Source organism: Dactylosporangium sp. NPDC049742, assembly GCF_040674675.1.
In the GTDB taxonomy this organism is placed as follows: domain Bacteria; phylum Actinomycetota; class Actinomycetes; order Mycobacteriales; family Micromonosporaceae; genus Dactylosporangium; species Dactylosporangium maewongense.
The window spans coordinates 47226-66277 of the sequence record NZ_JBFANF010000069.1; the positions used below are offsets into that span (position 1 = coordinate 47226).

Here is a 19052-nt window from a genome sequence, read left to right on the forward strand (position 1 = left end):
AACGATCGCTTTTCAGCATGGAGAAGCGAAACTAGCGTGGTCGGCATGAGCACCTTCGTACTGATTCACGGCGCGGGAGATTCGGGCTGGTCCTGGCACCTCGTCGCGGACGCGCTGCGCGCCCGTGGGCACGACGCGATCACGCCGGACCTGCCCGAGGGCGAGGGCGCCGACCTCACGACCTACGCCGACGCGGTCGTCGAAGCGGCCGGCGACCGGCGGGACGTGGTCGTCGTGGGCCACTCGTTCGGCGCGTTCACCGCACCGCTCGTCGCGGACCGGATCGGCGCCGACGCGCTCGTGCTCGTCGCCGGCATGATCCCCGTGCCCGGTGAGAGGCCCGGCGACTGGGGCGGCGGCGCCGGCTACCGGGACGCCGTCCGGGAGCAGGCCGCGCGCGACGGCGGTCTCACCGGCAACGACGACCCCGATGTCTGCTTCTACCACGACGTGCCCCGCGACCTCGCCGAGGAGGCGAAGCGCAGGGAGCGCGCGCACCCGTCGGAGACCGCGGCCGCGGAGCCCTGGCCGTTGGCCGCGTGGCCGGCGGTACCGACGCGATTCCTGCTGTGTGTCCAGGATCGATGCTTCCCGCCCGGCCTGTTCCGGCGGCTGGTGCCGGAGCGGCTCGGCATCACGCCCGACGAGATCGACGCCGGGCACTGCGTCGCGCTGAGCCGGCCGGTGGAGCTCGCCGACCACCTGCACGGGTACGCGCAATGACCCGGGCGGCGATCTGGCTCCCGCTGTTCGACGCACTCGCCGATCCGCTCGTCGCGACGAGGCTCGCTGCGGAGGCGGAGGAGGCCGGCTGGGACGGCTGTTTCGTCTGGGATCACATCCGCTGGCGCGAGCCGGTCCGGCAGGCCGCGGACCCGTGGATCACGCTCGCCGCGATCGCCGCCGGCACCGAACGGCTGCGGCTCGGACCGATGGTCACGCCGCTGCCGCGCCGCCGGCCGGCGAAGGTGGCCCGCGAGACCGCGACCCTCGACCGGCTCAGCGGCGGGCGGCTCACGCTGGGCGTCGGGCTCGGCGGCGACCGGTTCGGCGGGGAGCTGTCGCGGTTCGGCGAGCAGGTCGACGACCGGCTGCGCGGGCAGATGCTCGACGAGGCCCTCGACATCCTCACCGCCGCGTGGTCCGGCGAGCCCGTCCGCCACCGCGGCGCGCACTACGTCGTCGACGACGTCGTGTTCCTGCCGCGGCCGGTGCAGCGGCCCGGCGTGCCGGTGTGGGTGGCCGCCATGCCGGGCAGCGTGAAGCCGCTCCGGCGGGCGGCCCGCCACCAGGGCTTCTTCCCGGTCAACCTCCAGCACGCGGACGAGCTCGCCGAGGCCCTCACGAAGATGGCGGTGCCGGACGACGTCGCGGTCGCCCTGCCGCCGGGTGCGGATCCCGCCGCATACGTCGCGGCGGGCGCCACCTGGCTGTTGACCGAGTTCGACGCCGAGGCGCTGTCCCTGGACCGCGTGCGCGGCGTGATCGGCGACGGCCCGGCCGTTTGAGACGGTTCGAGATCAAGGGCGAGTGGTCACAGGCACATCACCGCCGTATTGTGTTGCGGTGACCGAACGTGTGGCGAACCCGCAGCGTGGCGCAGCGACCAAGCGCGCCAGCAGCAGCATCCAGGTGGACAAGTCCAAGGCCGCGAAGCGCGCGGCGGCGAAGGCCGCCCGAGCCAAGGCGGTGGCGGCGGAGAAGCGCCGACGGGTGCTGAGCATGATCGGAGCGGCGCTCGGGGTGCTGCTCGTGGTCGGCGGGATCGTCTGGTGGGCGCAGTCCGGCGACGACCCGTCGACGCCCGCGGCCAGCACGAACAGCAGCGCCGGCGCCACGCAGGACCCCGCTCAGGGCGCCACTCAGGACGCGGCGAACGCGGCCTTCCCGCCGCTGCCCGACGGCGCCGACCCGGCGCTGAAGACGAAGCCGACCGTGACCGCCGGCAGCGGGGCCGTCACGAAGCTGGTCTCGACCACGCTGGTCGAGGGCAAGGGCGCGGCCGTGCAGGCCGGGCAGACCGTCACCGTGAACTACGTCGGTGTCACGTACGCCGACGGCAAGGAGTTCGACGCGTCCTGGAAGCGGTCGCAGCCCTTCGAGTTCCAGGTCGGCGCCAGCATGGTCATCAAGGGCTGGGACGACGGCCTCGTCGGCGCCAAGATCGGCAGCCGGATCCAGCTCGACATCCCGGCCTCGATGGCGTACGGCGACAACCCCGAGGGCGGCAGGCCCGCCGGCGCCCTGCGGTTCGTCGTGGACGTGCTCGCCGCCAAGTAGCGCCCGCCCGGCGTGTGCACATCGCGCACAAACGGGCATGCATCAACTACCGTCGATCTTGCGAGTCTGCTTACTCTCCTCCTCTGTACCTCGACGAGGAGGAGAGAGCACGTGGTGCTTCGCAGGCTCGTGGGCGCGGCGACCGTCGCGGTCCTGGTGGGGTCGGTCGGGCTGGCAGTACCTGCCGCCGCCGCCCCCACCATCAGCACACCGAAACAGCTGACCAAGGCCGTGACGCTGCCCGGCGTCCTGCGGCACCTGCTCGCGTTCCAACTGATCGGCGACCTCAACGGCGGCAACCGCGCGTCCGGGATGCCTGGGCACAAGCGCAGCGCCGACTACGTCGCCGCCCTCCTGCAGCACGCCGGCTACCAGGTCACCCGGCAGCCGTTCCAGTTCAACTTCTGCGACGAGACCAGCTCGTCCTTCGCGCAGACCGCGCCGGCGGCCACGACGTACGTCGAAGGCACCGACTACGACGTCATGACCTGCTCCGGCTCCGGTGACGTCACCGCCGCCGTCGTCCCCGTCGACCTGAACCTGGCCGAGCCCCGGGTCGCCGTCACGTCCGGCTGCGAGGCCACCGACTTCACCGCCGCCGTCGTCGGCAAGATCGCGCTGATGCAGCGCGGTGGCTGCCCGTTCGGCACCAAGGTCGCCAACGCCGAGGCGGCGGGCGCCGCCGGCGCGATCGTCATGAACCAGGGCAACGGCGACCGGGCCACCGCACCCGACCGGTACTCGCTGCTGCTCGGCACCCTCGGCAGCCCGGTCGGCATCCCGGCCGTCGGGGTCTCGTACGACACGGGCGCCGCCTTCTCGACCACCGCCGGCCTCACCGCTCACCTCACCACCTCCACCACCGCCGAGATCCGCGACACCGAGAACGTCATCGCGGAGACCAAGGGCGGCAACGCGGGCAACGTCGTCATGGCCGGCTCGCACCTGGACTCCGTGCCCGAGGGCAACGGCATCAACGACAACGGCAGCGGCAGCGCCGCCCTGCTCGAGGTCGCCCTCCAGATGGCCCGCAGCAAGCCGGTCAACAAGGTCCGGTTCGCGTGGTGGGGCGCCGAGGAGGCCAGCCTCGTCGGCTCGACCTTCTACGTCAACAGCCTCACCCCGGCGCAGCAGGCGCAGATCAAGCTCTACCTCAACTTCGACATGGTCGCCTCGCCGAACTACCAGTTCGGCGTCTACGACGGCGACGACTCCGCGGCCGCCGGTGCCGGCCCCGGCCCGGCCGGATCCGCCCAGATCGAGGCCCTCTTCGAGGCGTTCTTCGCCTCCCGCGGCCAGCAGACGAACGCCGCCGACTTCACCGGCCGCTCCGACTACGGCCCGTTCATCGCCGCGGGCGTGAACATCCCCGCCGGTGGCCTCTTCACCGGCGCGGAGGTCATCAAGACCGCCGCGGACGTCGCCAAGTTCGGCGGCGTGGCCGGCGTCGCCTACGACCCCTGCTACCACAAGGCGTGCGACGACCTGTTCCGCGTCACGCAGAAGGGCGGCGACCCGGCGCTCTACGCCCAGCTGCGCAGCATGTACACCCTCGTCGGCAACGTCAACACGTTCGCCCTCGACACGAACGCCGACGCGATCGCGACCGCCGTGATCACCTACGCGTTCGACACGTCGTCCATCCCGCCGCGCACCACGACCACCACCGCGGCCCGGTCCTCGATCTCCTCCACCTCGATCTGACCCGGTTCGGGCGCCGGTCTCGCCGGCCGGCGCCCGTCAACCACCGAAGCGGCGGTGCCGGGCGGCGTAGGACCGCAGCGCCCGCAGGAAGTCGACCTTGCGGAAGCCCGGCCAGTACACGTCGCAGAAGTACAGCTCCGAGTACGCGGCCTGCCACAGCAGGAACCCCGACATGCGATGCTCACCGCTGGTGCGGATGACCAGGTCGGGATCGGGCAGCCCGCCGGTGTAAAGACGCTGGGCGATCTGCTCCACGCTCAGCGTCTGTGCGATGTCGTCTGCGGTACGACCAGCGAGCGCCTCCTGCTCCAACAGCGCTCTGACGGCCGCGACGATCTCCTCCCGCCCGTCGTACCCGATGGCGATCGTCAGCCCGAACGGTGCCCCGCTGTCCCTGGTGGACTCCTCGGCCAGCTTCAACGCGTGCCGGGTCGAGTCGGGCAACACGTCCAGCCGGCCCGCCAGATGCACCCGCCACGGACTCGCCGGCCGCCGCAACCGCTCGGCGACGACCTCCTCGATCATCCGCATCAGGTTCCCGACCTCGCCGGCGTCGCGCTTACGGACGTTGTCGACCGACGCCACGAACACCGTCACGTGCTGGATGCCGAGCTCCGCGCACCAGCCGAGCACCTCGTCGAGATGCTCGGCGCCATACCGGTGCCCGACCCTGGGGTCGTCGAACCCCATCTGCCGCGCCCACCGCCGGTTGCCGTCCATGACCATCGCGACGTGCCGCGGCAGCCGCCCACCGGCCAGCCGCCGGCTCAATCGGCGCGCGTACAGCCCGTACACCGCGCCCCGCACTGACTCGAACATACCCGCATCAAACCGCCCCGCCGCCCCGCGAGCGCCCGCCTCCACAGCATCTTCACTCCTTCACCACACCCGGCGCCGGCGCCCTGCCGCGCAGCTCAGGACCGGCGAGGCTGGTTGATACCGGAGGGCGCGTCGCGGGTGTACGTGCGATCGACGTCGCCATCGTGATCCAGGTCCTCGTACACGGTCTCGCGCCCGCCGTGCTCGATGACCACCTGATCCATCTCGCCGTCGCCGTCGGTGTCGACCGCGTACCCCAGGCTGGCCTGCGGGTGCCCGAACGCGTCGCTGGGCACGATGTCCTCCTCGATGCCGCCGGGTTCATCGGGCAGCTGGCGGATCATGTCGATGTCCCCGTCCCGGTCACTGTCGACGAAGACACGGTCCATGTCGCCGTCACCGTCCGAGTCGTACAGCAGGTTGTCGGGCTCCGGCGGCTCGGAGTACCTGTGCAGCGCACCGTCGTGCACGTCGCCGTGCCCGTACTCGTGCGCCATCTCGCCGCCCGCACCCTCGTGCCCGTAGTCACCGACAGGCACATCGAAGAACGCCGTCATGCGGCCACGGTAGGGACCGCCCCGCCCCCCGCACACACTCCGTACGGAATCCGACCGCACCCGCCATCACGCACAGGCGACGCAGGTCCGGGCGAACGGACGGATCGCGAGGCGCCCAGCGGGAATCGGACGCCCACAGCGCTCGCAGATGCCGTAGTCACCCGAGTCCAGCCGCGCCAGCGCCTCGTCCAGGTCCGCCAACCGCCGCCGGGTCGCGTCGAGGACGGCCGCGAGCTGCGCCCGCTCGTAGGCGATCGTGCTCCCCTCGGGATCATGCTCATCGTCGGCGTTGGAGTCCTTGCTCGCCTCGAACACGGCGCGCAGGTCCGCCTCGAGCCTGCCCACCTCGCCGGCAACGGCCGAACGTGCCTGCTCCAGGCCGGCCCGGGTATCGTCATCGGCCACGCCCCTACGGTACTTCGCTCAGCGTGCAGCGCGAGGTCGATGGCGACCGGATGCGAGGCAGCGGCAGATCTTGATGGCGATGGCGCATCGGCGCTTGTGGTACTACCGGGTCAGCCCGCCTACCCGTTCGAGCCCAGGTCGAACGTCCACAGCTCAGCCGGCCCGGACCTCGCCGGGTCAGGGCCGGCAGTGTCAGCCGTGCATCAGTACTGGCCGGTGGAGCAAGACGAATTGACTCGGTAGCAATCGGCGTATCCGACGATTTCGTGGTCAAGGTCTCGCACGTAGATCGTGACATCGGTGATCCCGCCGGAGACCGCGCTTCCGTCCAGCGTCACGTTACCGATCGTCTCCCAGGTACCCGTGCCACAGCGGTCCCAACCCTTGGCGTCCACGACCGTGTTCCCTTGCGATCCGAACACCGAGATCTTTCCGCATTCGCCCGCCTTAACATAGACCCGCAGCGATGTCACGGTGACGGACCGGCTGTACCAGGCGAGACCTCCGGTGGCCTGGACGGCGACCGCACCCGCTCCGCCGGCATGAACCGCCTTGGCGACGAAGCTGGCCGGGGAGGCGTTGGCGGCGGAACTCGACCCGAATACGGAGGCGGCGAGCACGCCGATCGCGATACCTGCTTGCAGCATCCGTCGTCTGAGCATTGCATCTCCTTGCGAGTGTTCGTCGCGGCCCTGGGGGTACGACACATCGGGTTCGATCGCATCCCAGGCTATCAACGGACTTCAGTGGGTATGCCGCCGCCCTGTTGATCTTCTGGATAGGACCGTGCCCAGCGCGGCTGGGCACATCGACGGTTGTCGGCGTGTCCGGCCGCGCCGGACACGCCTGGCCATCACGATGACGGGTGACAGGAAGCCGTTGGCGCGCAAGGGATTGCGGTCATGGGCCCGCACCGACGAGTGGATGGCCCGCGAGCGGCACCAGGCCCGGCTGACCTCGACCTGGATCCCGGCGGGCAGCAAGTTCACCGGCCACACGGAACTGTCCGTGGTGTGGTTCCAGCCGCCGTCGGAGGACCCGTTCGACCGTCTCACCGGCATCGTCGAGCCACTCGACTGGCGCGCGCTGGCGGTGTTCCACCCGTTCGACCCCGACAACTACTGAGCGCTTATGGACTACGCGATCATCTATCCGGCCGAGCTGGACGACTACGACTGGTACATGACCGGTAAGAAGGGCTGGATCGACGTCACCGTGCGCTGGGAGAGCGGCGAACAGCTGCTCGAGTTCTACGATCCGGTCCGGCTGGGCCAGTGCGTCGACGACGACATCCGGCGGGCCGGCCGCTTCTTCGGCCGGAACGTCATCGTCGTGCCCGAAGTCACCGAGGCGGCGATCGAGGCCGCCGTCGTCGCCCTCGCCGCCCGCGACTTTGCCGACATCGCACCCGACCAAGGCATGGCCGGGGCGTAGGTGACCGGGACCGGCCGAACCGGCGGTCAGGGCTGTGGGGGCGGAGGGGTGGTGTTGCGGATCAGTTGCTGCAGAACCTTCACCGTCGTGACGTAGTCGGTGTCGGGGATGCCGTCGTGGATGCGGGCGCGGACGGCTGGGGCGTGCTGGGCGAACGTGGCGCGGGCCGCGTCGCCGGCGGGGGTGATCCAGAGGCGGCCGGCGGGGTCGCGGGTGAGCCAGCCGCGGGACAGGAGGGCCTCGGACTCGGCGGTCAGGTCGTCCTCCGGGCGCAGGTAGGTGCGCATCGCCGTGGTGAGCTCGGGGATCGTCATTCCCTGGCCGTCGGGGGAGAGGTCGTTGGCGGACAGGTTGCGCAGGAGCCAGAACTGCGGCTGGGTGTAACCGAGCTCGGCCTGCCGCGTCCGGGTGAAGGCGATCAGCGACTCGTAGGCGACGCCGGTCCAGTAGGCGGCGGGTTGGGCGGCGAGTTCGGCGTCTGACATCGACATGTCGGCGACCGTAGGGGCTCAAGCCTGGTTGAGGTCAAGAAACTACGATGGCGCGGTGATCACCTCGCCGCTGGTGGAGTTGTTTCCGTCGCTGGCCAGGCACGCCAGGACGGCGACGCGGCTGCACCCGACGGGCGGTGAGGTCACGATGTACGACAGTCACGCGGGCGGGCCGTTGCTGTGGCCGGACGGGGAGCCGTGGCCGGTCTGCCGTGAGAAGCGCGAGGTCGAGGAGCAGGTGCCGCTGCCGGACGACCTCGTGCGGCGGATGCGCGACCCGGAGCGCCGGGAGGCGGCCGTGCGAGAGCTCGGCGGTGGGTACACCGGCTGGGCCGACACCGCCGACGGGCGGCTCGTCGGGACGAAGACGCTGTGGCGGCGCCACGAGCCGCACAACCCGCTGCTGCCGGTCGCGCAGCTGCGGGCCGCCGACGTCAAGGACCTGCCCCGGCCGAAGGGCACGGACATGCTGCAGGTCCTGTGGTGCCCGGCGATCCACAAGGGGCCGCCGTGGGGTCCGGTGGTGCGCCTGCGGTGGCGCCGGCAGGCCGACGTCACCGAGCCGCTCGAAGCGCAGCCGGTGTCGCGGGTCGACCACGCGCGGTACGCGCTACGGCAGTGCCGGTTCGAGCCGGAGCGCGTGACGGAGTACCCGCCGCGGGACGAGCTGCCGGTCCGGTTGCGCCAGCAGGTCGAGGCGTGGGGCGGCGGCCACGACGCGATGGCGGTGGCGCCCGGCTGGAAGGCCGGCGGCTACTCGACGGCGCCGGTCACCGGGTACACGCCGACGGAATGCTCGACGTGCGGCGGGCGGATGAAGCTCGCCCTCGTCATCGCCACGTCCGAGGCCGGCGAAGGCGGCAACTGGCAGCGCCCCGGGCGCAGCGACCCGGACGAGCCGACCGGCGTGCTGATCGGCCGCTACGGCTCGCTGCGCATCTTCGTGTGCACCCGCTGCCCCGGTACACCATCCATCGAAGACATCCAGTAGCCGGCCGGCACACGATCTGCACGCCGCGCACCCGGAGAAAGTTCCGGCGCAGCGGCGGCGGGGCGTGGAAGTTTCACCGCCGGCCGAGAAGAACGGGACGCCGGGCGGAAAAGCCGTTATCGGTGGGCGGTCCGATGCATCTCTCTCAGCGACAAGCAGTTGCAGGGAAGGAGCAACGGAAGTGCAGCACCGCAGAACAGTCGTCCTCCTCGCGTCGGTCCTGGCCGCGTCCGCGGGTGTCGTGGCCGTGACCGTGTGGCCGTCGGAGGCGGCCGTGACCCCCGTCAACGGCGGCGTGTACACGCTCGCGTCCGCGTCCAGCGGCAAGTGCGTCGTCGCCGCCGGCACCGGCAACGGCGGCCTGCTCACCCAGGTCGCCTGCGCCGCCACGACCGCCGCCCAGCGGTTCACCGTCGTCGCGCAGAACGGGGCGTACGGCCTCGTCAACGCCGGCAGCGGCAAGTGCGTCGACGTGCCCAACAACACGACCACGGCCGGCACGCAGTTGTGGCAGTGGACGTGCGTGGCGTCGGCGAACCAGACGTGGCAGCTGACCGCCAGCGGCGCGGCGTCGGGCAAGTACCTGGTCAAGAGCGCGGCGAACGGGTTGTGCGTCAGCAACAAGGACGGGTCCACGGCGGGGAACAACCCGATCGTGCAGGAGCCGTGCTCGGACGTCGCCCGGATGCAGTGGTCGTTCAACGCCACGACCGGCACCACCCCGACGCCGACCCAGGGCGGCCGCACCTGGTCCAACACCGCCGACGGCTTCGCGCAGGGCACGACCGGCGGCGCCGGCGGCACGGCCGTCACCGTGACCACGTACGCGGACCTGCTCAAGTACGCGACCGCCGCCCCCGCGTACATCATCCGGATCAGCGGCACGATCACCGTGCCCAACTACGGGTACGAGATCCCGGTCGCGTCGAACAAGACCCTCGTCGGTGTCGGGAAGACCGGCCGGATCAAGAACGGCGGGTTCTTCCTCGGCGCCGGCGTCCGCAACGTCATCATCCGGAACCTGACGATCGGCGACACCGCCGTCGCCTCCGACGACCCCGACGACAAGGACTTCGACTACGACGGCATCCAGATGGACACCGCCGACCACGTGTGGATCGACCACAACACGTTCACGAACATCAACGACGGGTACATCGACTCCCGCAAGGACACCACCAACGTCACCGTGTCGTGGAACATCCTCGGCAACCACAACAAGACGTTCGGCATCGGCTGGACCGAGAACGTCGTGGCCCGGATGACGATCCACCACAACTGGCTGCACGACACCACGCAGCGCAACCCCAGCGCGGACAATCTCGCCTACGCCCACCTGTACAACAACTATCTGCAGAACGTCACGAGCTACGGCAACTACGCCCGCGGCGCGACGAAGATGGTGCTGGAGAACAGCTACTTCGACCACGTCAACAACCCGTACTACCCGGACGCGAACGCGCAGCTGAAGCAGTCGGGCAGCATCGTGGTCAACAGCAGCGGCCGGCAGGAGACGAAGGGCTCGGCGTTCAACCCGGGCAGCTTCTACTCCTACACCCTCGACCCGGCCGCCGACGTGCCGAACCTGGTCAGGACCTACGGCGGCCCGCAGGCGAACATCGCCATGTGACCGTCACGAGGTCTGCAGGAAGTCCGTGAGCGGAAGGCGCCCGTCGGCCTGGCGGGCGCTTCCGCGACGGTGGGGTCGGTGGACCGGAAGTCGGCCCTGGTCGCCACCGCGCCCGCCGGCCACGGCCTGCCGTCGGCGCGGGGCACCGCCTGCGCCCGGCGGTTCGCGACGGCGAGGTTGCCCTGCAATGCGGCGGCGGCGTCGGTACAGGTGAAGCCGGCGTCGCCGTTGCGCCACGCCGTGTTGGCGGTCAGCCGGATCGCGCCGCGGTTGCCGTCGTCGGAGAACCCGTCGCCGGCGTTGTCCCACGCCGCGTTGTCGTGCAGCACGTGCGCCGCCGCCGGGACCGGGTCGCCGCCGCCGAGCGTGAACCCGTTGCCGGCGTTGCCCCACGCCCACGTGTGCTCCACGGTGACCGCGCCCGTGAACTCGCCGACGTCGATGCCGCTCTCGCCGTTGCCGTACGCGCGGACGCCCCGCACGACGTTGCCGTCGCCGCCGCCGAACTTGACCGCGAGCCCGACCCCGGCGCCGGTCCCCGCGTGGTTGTCGAAGAAGTCGCTGTCGAGGACCTGGTTGCCGGCGGTGCCGTCGCCGCGCAGCATCAGCCCGGCCCGCCCGTTGCCGTGCACCCGCAGCCGCTGGAAGACGTCCTGGCGGCAGGAGACGCAGACGTACGCGGCGCTCCTGGCGTTGCGGATCTCGAGGTCCTGGACGGTCCAGTAGGCGGCCCGGTGGGTGACGAGCCACTTGTCGGCGGGCACGGCGGAGCCGTCGAGGATCGCGTGTTCGCCGCGGTAGCCGGTGAGCGTGATCCGGTGTGCGGCGTCGCCGCTGGTGGAGATCTCCAGCGGCGCCACGGGCCGGTGCACGCCGCCGCGCAGCGCGATGGTCTGCCCCGGGCGGACGACCGCGACGGCCTTGCCGATCGTCGCGTACGGCCGCTCCAGGCTGCCGTCGCCCGCGTCCGACCCGCCCGGCGCGACGAAGATCTCGGCCACCGGCGCCGCGGGTGCGCTGGAGGTGGAAGGGCGTTGCGGGGTGCCGATCGCCGCCTCCGGTGCCGGGTCCGGCCCCTGGAGGACGCCGACGACGGCGCCGCCGGCCACCAGTACGGCGACGGCCGCCGCCACGACCGCGCCCGCCTTCACGGCCGCGGCCGGCAGCTGGATCGCGGTGAGGGCCTGGGCGGCGGCCGCCAGCGCCGCGGGCAGGGGCAGCGGCTGCAGCCCGAGCAGGAGCCGCTCGGGCGCGACCAGTCCGTGCCGCCGCGGCCCGCACATCGGGCAGTCCCGCGTGTGCCGCGTGAACCGCTTGCGCCACACCGAGCCGGCGGTCCCGTCCCAGCCGCGGGCGAGCGCCGCCAGGTCCGCGCAGCCGCCCGACCGTAGCGCCCGCACCACGGCCCGCGCGGCGTCGAGCTGGTCCCGCATCCGCTTCACCCGGACGGCGGCGTGCGCGGCGGTGACCCCGAGCGCCGCGGCCAGCTCGGCCCGGGTCAGCTCGCCGGTCGCCTCCTGCCACCACAGCGACAGCAGCATCCGGTTGTCGTCGTCGAGCCAGCGCACCGCCTCCGCGAGCTCGCGCCGCTGCCCGGCCAGGACGAGGTCGTCCAGGGCCCGGTCCGCGAAGTCGTCCCCGGGGTCCGGCAGGTCGTCGGTCAGCTCCTGCCGGCGCAGGTCGTCGCGGCGGCGCGCCCGCAGGTGCAGCCGTACCTGCCGGTTGGCGATGGCGAGCACCCAGACCCGGAACCGCTCCGGTTCCCGCAGCCCCGGCAGCCCTCGCACGATCTGGATGAGCGTCTCCTGCACCACGTCGTCGACGTCGGCGTGCCCCGCCAGGGCCCGGCTGACCACGTTGTACACCCGCGGCAGCTCCCGGCCGAGGAGGTCGCCGAGGGCGTTGCGGTCACCGCCTCGGGCGGCGCGGACGAGGTCGGCGGTCGTGTGCTGGGCGCGGGCGTGCACCTCCGGCATGCGGGTCCCTTCGGGTCGGTCGGGTGCCTCCCTGAAGAGATGCGCGCGACCCCGCCCGCATTACCGAAATTCCGTGACCACCCGCAGCGTGCGCAGGGACGGGTCGGCCGCGTAGGCGATCCTGACGCCGGCGCGCTTGGCCTGGTCGAGGGCCGCGAGGGCGGCGGCGGTGACCTGCTCGCCGGGCGCGAGCACGGGGATCCCGGGCGGGTACGGGGCGACGAGCTCGGCGCAGACCCGGCCGACGGCCCGCTCGGCCGGCACGGTCTCGGTGGCGGCGAAGAACGCCTGCCGCGGTGGCATCGACGTGACAGGGTCGACCCCGTAGACGGCCGGCCCGACGACCGGCCGTGGTGCGCCCCGGTGCCGCCGCACCGAGTCGGCGAGGACGGTGGTCAGGCGGGTGAGGGAAGCGGGCGTGTCGGCGAGCGAGACGACGGCGACGAGGACGTCGCGGTCGGCGGACTCGACCGGCAGTCCGGCGGCGAGGAGGTCCCGCTCGACGAGGTTGCCGTCGGCGCCGGTGCCGAACAGCAGCAGCGTCAGCTTCAGCGGGTCGACGCCGGGACCGTCGAGGACGGTGAGGCCGTCGACGCCGCGGAGCTGGTCCCGGGCCTCCCGGGTGGCGGCGATGGCGTCGCCGAGCAGCGCGTGGCCGTCGCGCCGGAGCAGCGCGCGGGCGGCGTCGGTGCTGGCGAGGACGGCGCCGGCCGGGCTGGTGGTCGCGGTCGCCTCGACGCCGGCGTCCAGGCGCGCCGCGTCGACGCGGCCGGTGCGGGCCAGCACGAGCGCCGCCTGGCTCCAGGCCGGGAGCGTCTTGTGGGCGCTGGTCACCATGACGTCGGCGCCGAGCTGCAGCGGGTGCCGGGGCAGCTCGGGGTGGAAGCCGAAGTGGGCGGCCCACGCCGCGTCGACGACGAGCGGCACGCCCGCCTCGTGCGCCGCGTCGGCGAGGCCGGCGATGTCGCCGACGGTGCCGACGTAGGACGGGTCGCCGACGAACACCGCCCGCACGTCCGGGTTCGCGGTCAGGGCGCGGCGCAGGGTGGCGGGCGCGACGCCCAGCGGCAGGCCGGTGGCGGGGTCGACGTCGGGGCGCACCCAGACGGGCGTCAGGCCGGCGAGCACCAGCCCCAGCAGGAGCGAGCGGTGCAGGGTGCGGCTCACGACGACCCGGTCGCCGTCGCCCGCGACCGCCAGGGCGACGGCCTGGTTGGCGTGCGTCGCGCCGCCGGTGGAGAAGCGGCAGAAGTCGGCGTCCCACAGTCGCGCGGCGCGGGCCTCGGCGTCGGCGAGGACGCCGCGGCTGAGCTTCATGGTGTCGAGGCCGGCGTACAGCGGGACGTCGCCGGCGACGACGTCACCGACGAGGTCGTGGCGCTGCTTGTGGCCCGGGATGGTGAACGGCGCAGGTGGGCGCTCGCCGAAGCGCAGCCAGGCATCCAGCAGCGGCGCGTCGTCGCGCAACCCGCGCGGGTCAGTCGGCATCGGACCTCCAGCCGGCATCGGAGCCCTGACCGGCGCCGGGCGTCCGGCCGGCGCCGGATGCCGGGCCGGCGTCGGGGGTCCAGTCGGACAGGACCGCGATCAGGGCGGACGTGAGCGCGCGGACCTGGCGCACGTCGACCCACTCGTCGACCGCGTGCAACCCGCCGCCGGACGGGCCGCACACCAGGGTGGGGCAGAGCCGCTGCCACAGCGGGGCCTCCATCCAGTACGGCGCGTCGAACGTCGCTCCGGTGCCCAGCTCGGCACCGAGCCGGCGGGACAGCCCGGCGGCCGGGCCGGTGTCGTCGAGCCGCCAGCCGTCGCGGTGGGCGAGCAGCTCGGCGGTGGCGTGCCACCCAGGGTCCAGCAGGGACCGCACCTCGTCGAGCGCCGCGGCGCTGGACCGGCCCGCCGTCGTGCGCAGCTCGACCAGGCACTCGGCGTGGTCGGGCACCACGAACGGCGACGACCCGCCGCGCGCGACCGTCACCATCAGGTCGCCGCCGCCGGCCCGCACGGCCGCGGCCCGCCGGTCGACCGCGTGCAGCAGCCGGCCCAGGTGGGTCACGGCGTTGACGCCGAGGTCCGCCTGCGAGCTGTGCGCGGCGCGGCCGGTGAAGCGCACCCGCACGACGGCGAACCCGCGCAGCGACCTGGTCAGGGCGAGGTCGGTCGGCTCCGCGATCAGGCAGGCGTCCGGCCGGACCCCGAGCCGGGGGAGCGCGTCGATCACGGCCTCGCTGCCCAGGCTCGCGTCCTCCTCGTCGGCGACCAGCGCGAGCACCGGCCGGACCGGCGCCCCGACCGCGACCAGGTGCTCCGCGGCGGCGACGACCGCCGCCACGCCACCCTTCATGTCCGCGGCGCCGCGGCCGAAGAGCCGGTCGCCGTCGAGCCGGGGCGTGAACGGCGCCGGCATCCCGTCCACCCCCACGGTGTCGAGGTGCCCGTTCAGCACGACCGTCGGCCCTGCGGCCGGGCCTGGCGGCACCGCCACCAGGCTGGGACGACCGGCGTGGCCGGCCGCCGGCACCACGGTGGCGTCGAAGCCGGCGCCCCGCAGCCGCGCGCGGAGGTGCTCGACGATCGCCGCCTCGCCCGCGCCGGACGGGACCAGGCCCGGGTTGACGCTGTCGATGCGGACGAGGTCGTGCAGCAGCGCCAGGGCGTCGGTCTCGGGGTCCCGCATGGATCACAGCGTAGAGCGACCCGGCCGCGGGACGGGACACCGACGCCCGCGGTGCAGTCACTGCGCGGCGAGCGCGGCGAACCGGTCCAGCAGGCCCTGCGGGGCGGTGTCCTCGAAGCACAGCGCCAGGTTGTCGGCGGCCTCCCGCGCGGCGTCGGCGCTGCGCGGGAACAGGTCCCGCTCGTACGCGGCGAGGGCGGCCTCGACGTCGCCGGGGTGCGCGGCGATCGCCTTGCCGAGCTCGGCGCCGTCGAGCATCGCCAGGTTGGCGCCCTCGCCGGCGAACGGCGACATGAGGTGCGCGGCGTCGCCGACGAGCGTCACGCCGGGCACACGGTCCCAGCGGTGCTCGATCGGCAGCGCGGTGATGGGGCGGGGGACCAGCGGGCCGTCGGCCTCGGTGATCAGGGCCCGCAGCTCGGGCGCCCAGCCGGCGAACCGCTCGACCAGCGCCGCCTTGGCCGTGCCGGGGTCGGTGAAGTCGACGGTCGACGCCCAGTCCTGCGGCACGGTGAGAGCGGCGTAGATGTGCAGGCTGCCGTCGGGCTCGCGGTGGGCGAGGAACCCCTTGCCGGGGCCGAGCGCGAACAGCATCCCGGCGCCGACGACGGCCGCCGGGCCGGGGTGGCGGGTGTCGGCGTCGTGCAGGTCGACCTCGACGAACGACACCCCGGCGTAGGCGGGCACGGCGTCGGACACCAGCGGCCGGATCCGGGACCAGGCGCCGTCGGCGCCGACCAGCACGTCGGTGGTGACCGCCGGGCCGCCGGCGAACGTCAGCTCGTGCCGGCCGTCGCCGAGCGCCCGGACCCCGCCGACCTTGCGGCCCCACTGGACCGTCCCGGCGGGCAGCGAGTCGAGGAGCAGCTGCCGTAGCCGGCCGCGGTCGACCTCGGGACGCCCGCCCTCGCCGTCGTCGGCCTCTTCCCGCCGGACGGTGTTGTGCCGGTCGAGGATGCGGGTCGCCTCGCCGCCGGGGTGGATGATCGCCCGGAACCGCTCGAACAGGTGGGCCTCGCGCAGCGCGACCTGGCCGTTGTAGTCGTGGATGTCGAGCATGCCGCCCTGGGTGCGGGCGGACGGCGACTCGTCCAGCTCGTAGACGGTGGCGGGGATGCCGTGGACGTGCAGGACCCGGGCGAGGGTCAGGCCGCCGAGTCCGGCTCCGACGATGCTGATGGTGGTCATGGCTTCCTCCTGGCAGTTGGCGAACGCGACAGACAACGAACGTGACAGTTGACGAACGCGTTCGTGACGAACATGTTCGTGATGGCTACGAAAAACGGACTACGGGATCGGCACGCGCAAACCTTCGATGATCGCGGACAGGGCCCAGCGCTGCCGCTGGCCGCCGGTGCCGGCGAACAGCTCCTGCCGCGCCATTGCGATGTGCGGGTAGGCGTCCTCCGGCGCGTCGGCGACCGCCGCGGCGAGGTCCTCCGCCTCCCGCTCGGCCTCGGCCGCCTCGGCCCGGCTGCCCTGCTCGGCGGCGGTGGCGGTCGCGTGCTGCAGCAGCAGGTCGACCCCCCAGGCCGCCTGCCCGGCCGGCACGCCACCGGCGTGCAGCAGCCCGAGGACGGTGTCGATCAGCCGCAGGTAGTTGGGCCCCGACGGGCGCAGCGTGAGCACGGACCGGGCGAGGCTCGGGTAGGCGAACAGCAGCTCCGTGTACTCGGACAGCAGCGCGATGAGCCGCTCCCGCCAGGGCTGGCCGGGCGCCGGCCGGTCCACGCCGGCGAGCAGTTCGGCGAGCAGTTCGTCCAGCAGCGCCCCGTGCAGCTCCGCCGTGTTGCGGACGTACACGTAGAGCGACGCCGGCCCGGTCTCCAGCTCGGCGCCGAGCCGCCGCATCGTGACCCGCTCCAGGCCCTCGTCCTTCATGAGCCGCAGGGCGGTGGCCACGACGGTCTCGCGGCTCAGCGGCGCCTTGGCGGGCCGGCTGCGGCGGCTGACGGGACCTTGTCGAGGACTCACGAACACGATCGTAACGAACGCGTTCGTCAACGCCCAGCGATCGTGACGGACGAGACGGTTCGCTCCCCAGCGCCCGGCCGCCGCGGCGTTTCCCCGACCGGGTGCCGGGTAGCCGGGACGACATGACAGCATCGACGGCCACGCCCGCCCGGACCGCCCCGTCCGCGCCGCCCGCGACGGCGTCGGCCCTCGACACGGCGAAGGTCGCCCTCGCCGTCATAACCCCGGCGCTCCTCCAGGGCGTCATCCGCCGGCGACCGCGGATGGTGCGCTTCGCGCGGCGGCTCGACACCGACAAGCGAGCCGGGCGGCTCCTGCAGCGGCTGCGGCGCCAGTACGGTGGCAGCCCCCTGATGCTGAAGGTGCCGGGCCGGTCGTTCGCGGTGGTGCTGTCGCCCGCCGACGTCGAGCGGCTCCTGCGGGAGACCCCCGACCCGTTCACGCCCGCCACCACCGAGAAGCGCGCGGCGCTGCGCCACTTCCAGCCGCACGGCGTGCTCATCAGCACCGGCGAGGAACGCACCCACCGCCGCATGTACAACGAACGCGTCCTCGACACCCAGGAGACCGAGCACCGCCAGGCCGACGCGATCGTCGCCGCGATCCGCGACGAGGTCCGCCGCGGCGACCCGGCCGGCGACGCCCTGGACTGGCGGCGGTTCTCCACCATGTTCGCCCGGATCGCCCGCCGCGTCACGCTCGGCGAGGCCGCTCGCGACGACGAGCGGCTGACCCGCGAGCTCGACCGGCTGCGCGACGCCGCCAACTGGGCCTACCTGCGCCCCCGCCAGGAAGGCCTGCGGCAGCGGTTCCAGCGCCGCGTCGACGCGTACGTCGCCCGCGCCGAGCCCGGCAGCCTGGCCGGCATGATGGCCGGCACCCCGTCGACCACCGACGTCGACCCGGCCGGCCAGGTGCCGCACTGGCTGTTCGCGTTCGACGCGGCCGCCGCCACCGCCTTCCGCACCCTCGCCCTGCTCGGCTCGGACCCGTCCCGCGCCGAGACCGCCGCCACCGACCTGCGCTTCCTGGGCGCGTGCGTGCAGGACACGCTGCGCCTGTGGCCGACGACGCTCGCCATCCTGCGGGAGAGCACCCGCGAGACCGACTGGGACGGCGCCACCCTCCCGGCGCACACGTCGCTGATCATCATGAGCTCGTTCTTCCAGCGCGACGAGGGCATGCACTACGCCGACAGGTTCGCCCCCGAGGTCTGGCTCAGCGGCGCGGCCCGCCGCAGCCCGCAGATCTTCCCGTTCAGCGCCGGCCCCGCCGGGTGCGCCGGCCGCAACCTCGTCCTGCTCGTCACCACCACCCTGCTCGCCGAGCTGCTGCGCACCCACCGGTACACGGCCGTCGAACCGCTGGGCCCGCCGCTGCCCGGCACCGTCGACCACACCCGGATCCAGCTCCGCCGGTATCCGATCGCGGCGTGATCGTTCAATACACGACGACCGGCGGCGCCTACCGTTGCCGGTCATGGACGACTTCGCAAGCGGGGCGCTGGTCGCCGCGGTGCTGCGGTCCCTCGCGGACGACGGCATCGCGGTCTCCGCACCCGCGCCGGGCGGTGCGCTGGTCCCGCTGGCGGTGAAGCGCCGCCTGCTCGCCGACGTGGCCGCCACGCACGGGCTTCTGCCGCTGCTGCGCGTCGGGCTGATCCTGCCCCGCCTGCCGCCCGACCCGGCGATGTCGGCGCTCGCCGTCGCCGCGACCCCGCAGGACCTGTTCGCCCGCTGGGCCAGGCTCGAGCGGTTCGTGCACTCCCGCCACCGCGTCGTGGTGCACGCGTCGGGCGAGCGCACCCTCACCGCGTCCCACACCGGCCCCGCCGACGAGCCACCCACGCCCGCCGAGGACGCGTTGGTCGCCGGTGTACTGGTGGCGCTGCTGACGGCCACCGGCGTCCACGGCCTCTGCCTGACGTCCGGCCCGTGGCCGGTCTACGCCGACGGGACGTTCACCGCGCCGCCACCCGACCACCGGGGCGGGCCGTGGCAGTTCACCTGGACCTCGGTCGCGGCGCCCGCTCCATCGCCTCGATCAGCTTCCCGGCGGCGGCGACGTCCCTCCGCCCGTCGGTGGCCGCGTGCACGACCACGTCGACCCCGTCG

The 19052-nt window shown here is 73.2% G+C and carries 19 protein-coding genes and 2 pseudogenes; 11 read left to right on the forward strand and 10 right to left on the reverse strand.

The window, feature by feature from the left end:
* Positions 1-45: 45 nt before the first annotated feature.
* From AB0J72_RS48915 to AB0J72_RS48935, 5 genes and pseudogenes are all read left to right on the forward strand, one after another.
* Positions 46-723, forward strand: coding sequence for an alpha/beta hydrolase (locus tag AB0J72_RS48915; protein ID WP_363412865.1), 678 nt, complete (start codon positions 46-48; stop codon positions 721-723).
* Positions 720-1508: an LLM class flavin-dependent oxidoreductase gene (locus tag AB0J72_RS48920; RefSeq protein ID WP_363412867.1), complete on the forward strand. Its 789-nt coding sequence runs from the start codon at positions 720-722 to the stop codon at positions 1506-1508. The genes AB0J72_RS48915 and AB0J72_RS48920 overlap by 4 nt, the downstream gene beginning before the upstream one ends.
* Before the next feature lie 58 nt (positions 1509-1566).
* Entirely contained in the window at positions 1567-2280 is a 714-nt protein-coding gene (locus AB0J72_RS48925) for an FKBP-type peptidyl-prolyl cis-trans isomerase (protein ID WP_363412869.1), read from the forward strand.
* Between the two features lie 483 nt (positions 2281-2763).
* Positions 2764-3084, forward strand: a pseudogene (locus AB0J72_RS48930) (PA domain-containing protein); the annotation flags it as partial.
* Positions 3085-3165: 81 nt separating this feature from the next.
* Positions 3166-3885 (forward strand): annotated as a pseudogene (locus AB0J72_RS48935) (M28 family peptidase); the annotation flags it as partial.
* A gap of 135 nt (positions 3886-4020) precedes the next feature.
* Here AB0J72_RS48935 and uppS read toward each other — a convergent pair.
* The 4 genes from uppS to AB0J72_RS48955 all read right to left on the reverse strand — a co-directional run bounded on the left by uppS (position 4021) and on the right by AB0J72_RS48955 (position 6427).
* On the reverse strand, positions 4021-4803 hold the full coding sequence (gene uppS / locus AB0J72_RS48940) for a polyprenyl diphosphate synthase (RefSeq protein ID WP_363412871.1): 783 nt from the start codon (positions 4801-4803) through the stop codon (positions 4021-4023).
* 95 nt (positions 4804-4898) lie between these two features.
* Positions 4899-5360 carry a hypothetical protein gene (locus AB0J72_RS48945; RefSeq protein ID WP_363412873.1) on the reverse strand — a complete coding sequence of 154 codons (462 nt, stop codon included), beginning with the start codon at positions 5358-5360 and terminating at the stop codon, positions 4899-4901.
* Positions 5361-5426: 66 nt separating this feature from the next.
* Positions 5427-5765: a TraR/DksA C4-type zinc finger protein gene (locus AB0J72_RS48950; protein WP_363412875.1), complete on the reverse strand. Its 339-nt coding sequence runs from the start codon at positions 5763-5765 to the stop codon at positions 5427-5429.
* A gap of 203 nt (positions 5766-5968) precedes the next feature.
* The gene (locus AB0J72_RS48955; protein ID WP_363412877.1) at positions 5969-6427 is read right to left on the reverse strand and encodes a hypothetical protein; all 459 of its coding nucleotides are present in this window, start codon (positions 6425-6427) and stop codon (positions 5969-5971) included.
* A gap of 196 nt (positions 6428-6623) precedes the next feature.
* Between AB0J72_RS48955 and AB0J72_RS48960 the strand changes: the two genes are divergently transcribed.
* Both AB0J72_RS48960 and AB0J72_RS48965 read left to right on the forward strand, forming a co-directional pair.
* Positions 6624-6890 (forward strand): hypothetical protein, encoded by a 267-nt coding sequence (locus tag AB0J72_RS48960; RefSeq protein ID WP_363412879.1) that lies wholly within the window; start codon positions 6624-6626, stop codon positions 6888-6890.
* A gap of 6 nt (positions 6891-6896) precedes the next feature.
* Complete coding sequence (locus AB0J72_RS48965; RefSeq protein ID WP_363412881.1) at positions 6897-7199, forward strand: hypothetical protein; 303 nt, start codon at positions 6897-6899, stop codon at positions 7197-7199.
* Between the two features lie 26 nt (positions 7200-7225).
* Here the strand turns inward: AB0J72_RS48965 and AB0J72_RS48970 are convergent, their stop codons facing one another.
* A complete protein-coding gene (locus AB0J72_RS48970) occupies positions 7226-7690 on the reverse strand; it encodes a MarR family transcriptional regulator (protein ID WP_363412883.1) in 465 nt (154 codons plus the stop codon).
* A gap of 55 nt (positions 7691-7745) precedes the next feature.
* Here AB0J72_RS48970 and AB0J72_RS48975 point away from each other — a divergent pair, with 55 nt between their 5' ends.
* On the forward strand, positions 7746-8681 hold the full coding sequence (locus AB0J72_RS48975) for a hypothetical protein (protein WP_363412885.1): 936 nt from the start codon (positions 7746-7748) through the stop codon (positions 8679-8681).
* A 181-nt stretch (positions 8682-8862) separates the two neighbouring features.
* The gene (locus tag AB0J72_RS48980) at positions 8863-10311 is read left to right on the forward strand and encodes an RICIN domain-containing protein (RefSeq protein ID WP_363412887.1); all 1449 of its coding nucleotides are present in this window, start codon (positions 8863-8865) and stop codon (positions 10309-10311) included.
* On the opposite strand, the gene AB0J72_RS48985 is transcribed toward AB0J72_RS48980, so the two are convergent.
* The 5 genes from AB0J72_RS48985 to AB0J72_RS49005 form a co-directional block, all read right to left on the reverse strand.
* Complete coding sequence (locus AB0J72_RS48985; RefSeq protein ID WP_363412889.1) at positions 10278-12287, reverse strand: sigma-70 family RNA polymerase sigma factor; 2010 nt, start codon at positions 12285-12287, stop codon at positions 10278-10280. The two genes, AB0J72_RS48980 and AB0J72_RS48985, sit on opposite strands and share 34 nt — an antisense overlap.
* A gap of 60 nt (positions 12288-12347) precedes the next feature.
* Complete coding sequence (locus tag AB0J72_RS48990) at positions 12348-13775, reverse strand: aminotransferase class V-fold PLP-dependent enzyme (protein ID WP_363412891.1); 1428 nt, start codon at positions 13773-13775, stop codon at positions 12348-12350.
* Positions 13765-14964: a M20/M25/M40 family metallo-hydrolase gene (locus AB0J72_RS48995; RefSeq protein ID WP_363412893.1), complete on the reverse strand. Its 1200-nt coding sequence runs from the start codon at positions 14962-14964 to the stop codon at positions 13765-13767. Before AB0J72_RS48995 ends, AB0J72_RS48990 begins: the two co-directional genes overlap by 11 nt.
* Positions 14965-15021: 57 nt before the next feature.
* Positions 15022-16152 (reverse strand): NAD(P)/FAD-dependent oxidoreductase, encoded by a 1131-nt coding sequence (locus tag AB0J72_RS49000; RefSeq protein WP_363412895.1) that lies wholly within the window; start codon positions 16150-16152, stop codon positions 15022-15024.
* A gap of 99 nt (positions 16153-16251) precedes the next feature.
* Positions 16252-16938: a TetR/AcrR family transcriptional regulator gene (locus AB0J72_RS49005; RefSeq protein ID WP_363412897.1), complete on the reverse strand. Its 687-nt coding sequence runs from the start codon at positions 16936-16938 to the stop codon at positions 16252-16254.
* Between the two features lie 122 nt (positions 16939-17060).
* Between AB0J72_RS49005 and AB0J72_RS49010 the strand changes: the two genes are divergently transcribed.
* Both AB0J72_RS49010 and AB0J72_RS49015 read left to right on the forward strand, forming a co-directional pair.
* On the forward strand, positions 17061-18374 hold the full coding sequence (locus tag AB0J72_RS49010; protein WP_363412899.1) for a cytochrome P450: 1314 nt from the start codon (positions 17061-17063) through the stop codon (positions 18372-18374).
* A gap of 43 nt (positions 18375-18417) precedes the next feature.
* Positions 18418-19052, forward strand: a 635-nt coding sequence (locus tag AB0J72_RS49015; RefSeq protein WP_363412901.1) for a hypothetical protein, incomplete at its 3' end; no start/stop codon positions are given.

Bases quoted from the DNA above. Each gene is read 5' to 3' on its own strand.
- AB0J72_RS48985 (WP_363412889.1), bottom strand. From the start codon at position 12,287: ATGCCGGAGGTGCACGCCCGCGCCCAGCACACGACCGCCGACCTCGTC.
- AB0J72_RS48955 (WP_363412877.1), bottom strand. From the start codon at position 6,427: ATGCTCAGACGACGGATGCTGCAAGCAGGTATCGCGATCGGCGTGCTC.
- AB0J72_RS48920 (WP_363412867.1), top strand. From the start codon at position 720: ATGACCCGGGCGGCGATCTGGCTCCCGCTGTTCGACGCACTCGCCGAT.
- AB0J72_RS48965 (WP_363412881.1), top strand. From the start codon at position 6,897: ATGGACTACGCGATCATCTATCCGGCCGAGCTGGACGACTACGACTGG.
- AB0J72_RS48915 (WP_363412865.1), top strand. From the start codon at position 46: ATGAGCACCTTCGTACTGATTCACGGCGCGGGAGATTCGGGCTGGTCC.
- AB0J72_RS48970 (WP_363412883.1), bottom strand. From the start codon at position 7,690: ATGTCGATGTCAGACGCCGAACTCGCCGCCCAACCCGCCGCCTACTGG.
- AB0J72_RS49010 (WP_363412899.1), top strand. From the start codon at position 17,061: ATGACAGCATCGACGGCCACGCCCGCCCGGACCGCCCCGTCCGCGCCG.
- AB0J72_RS48990 (WP_363412891.1), bottom strand. From the start codon at position 13,775: ATGCCGACTGACCCGCGCGGGTTGCGCGACGACGCGCCGCTGCTGGAT.
- AB0J72_RS49000 (WP_363412895.1), bottom strand. From the start codon at position 16,152: ATGACCACCATCAGCATCGTCGGAGCCGGACTCGGCGGCCTGACCCTC.
- AB0J72_RS48995 (WP_363412893.1), bottom strand. From the start codon at position 14,964: ATGCGGGACCCCGAGACCGACGCCCTGGCGCTGCTGCACGACCTCGTC.
- AB0J72_RS48960 (WP_363412879.1), top strand. From the start codon at position 6,624: ATGACGGGTGACAGGAAGCCGTTGGCGCGCAAGGGATTGCGGTCATGG.
- AB0J72_RS48945 (WP_363412873.1), bottom strand. From the start codon at position 5,360: ATGACGGCGTTCTTCGATGTGCCTGTCGGTGACTACGGGCACGAGGGT.
- uppS (WP_363412871.1), bottom strand. From the start codon at position 4,803: ATGTTCGAGTCAGTGCGGGGCGCGGTGTACGGGCTGTACGCGCGCCGA.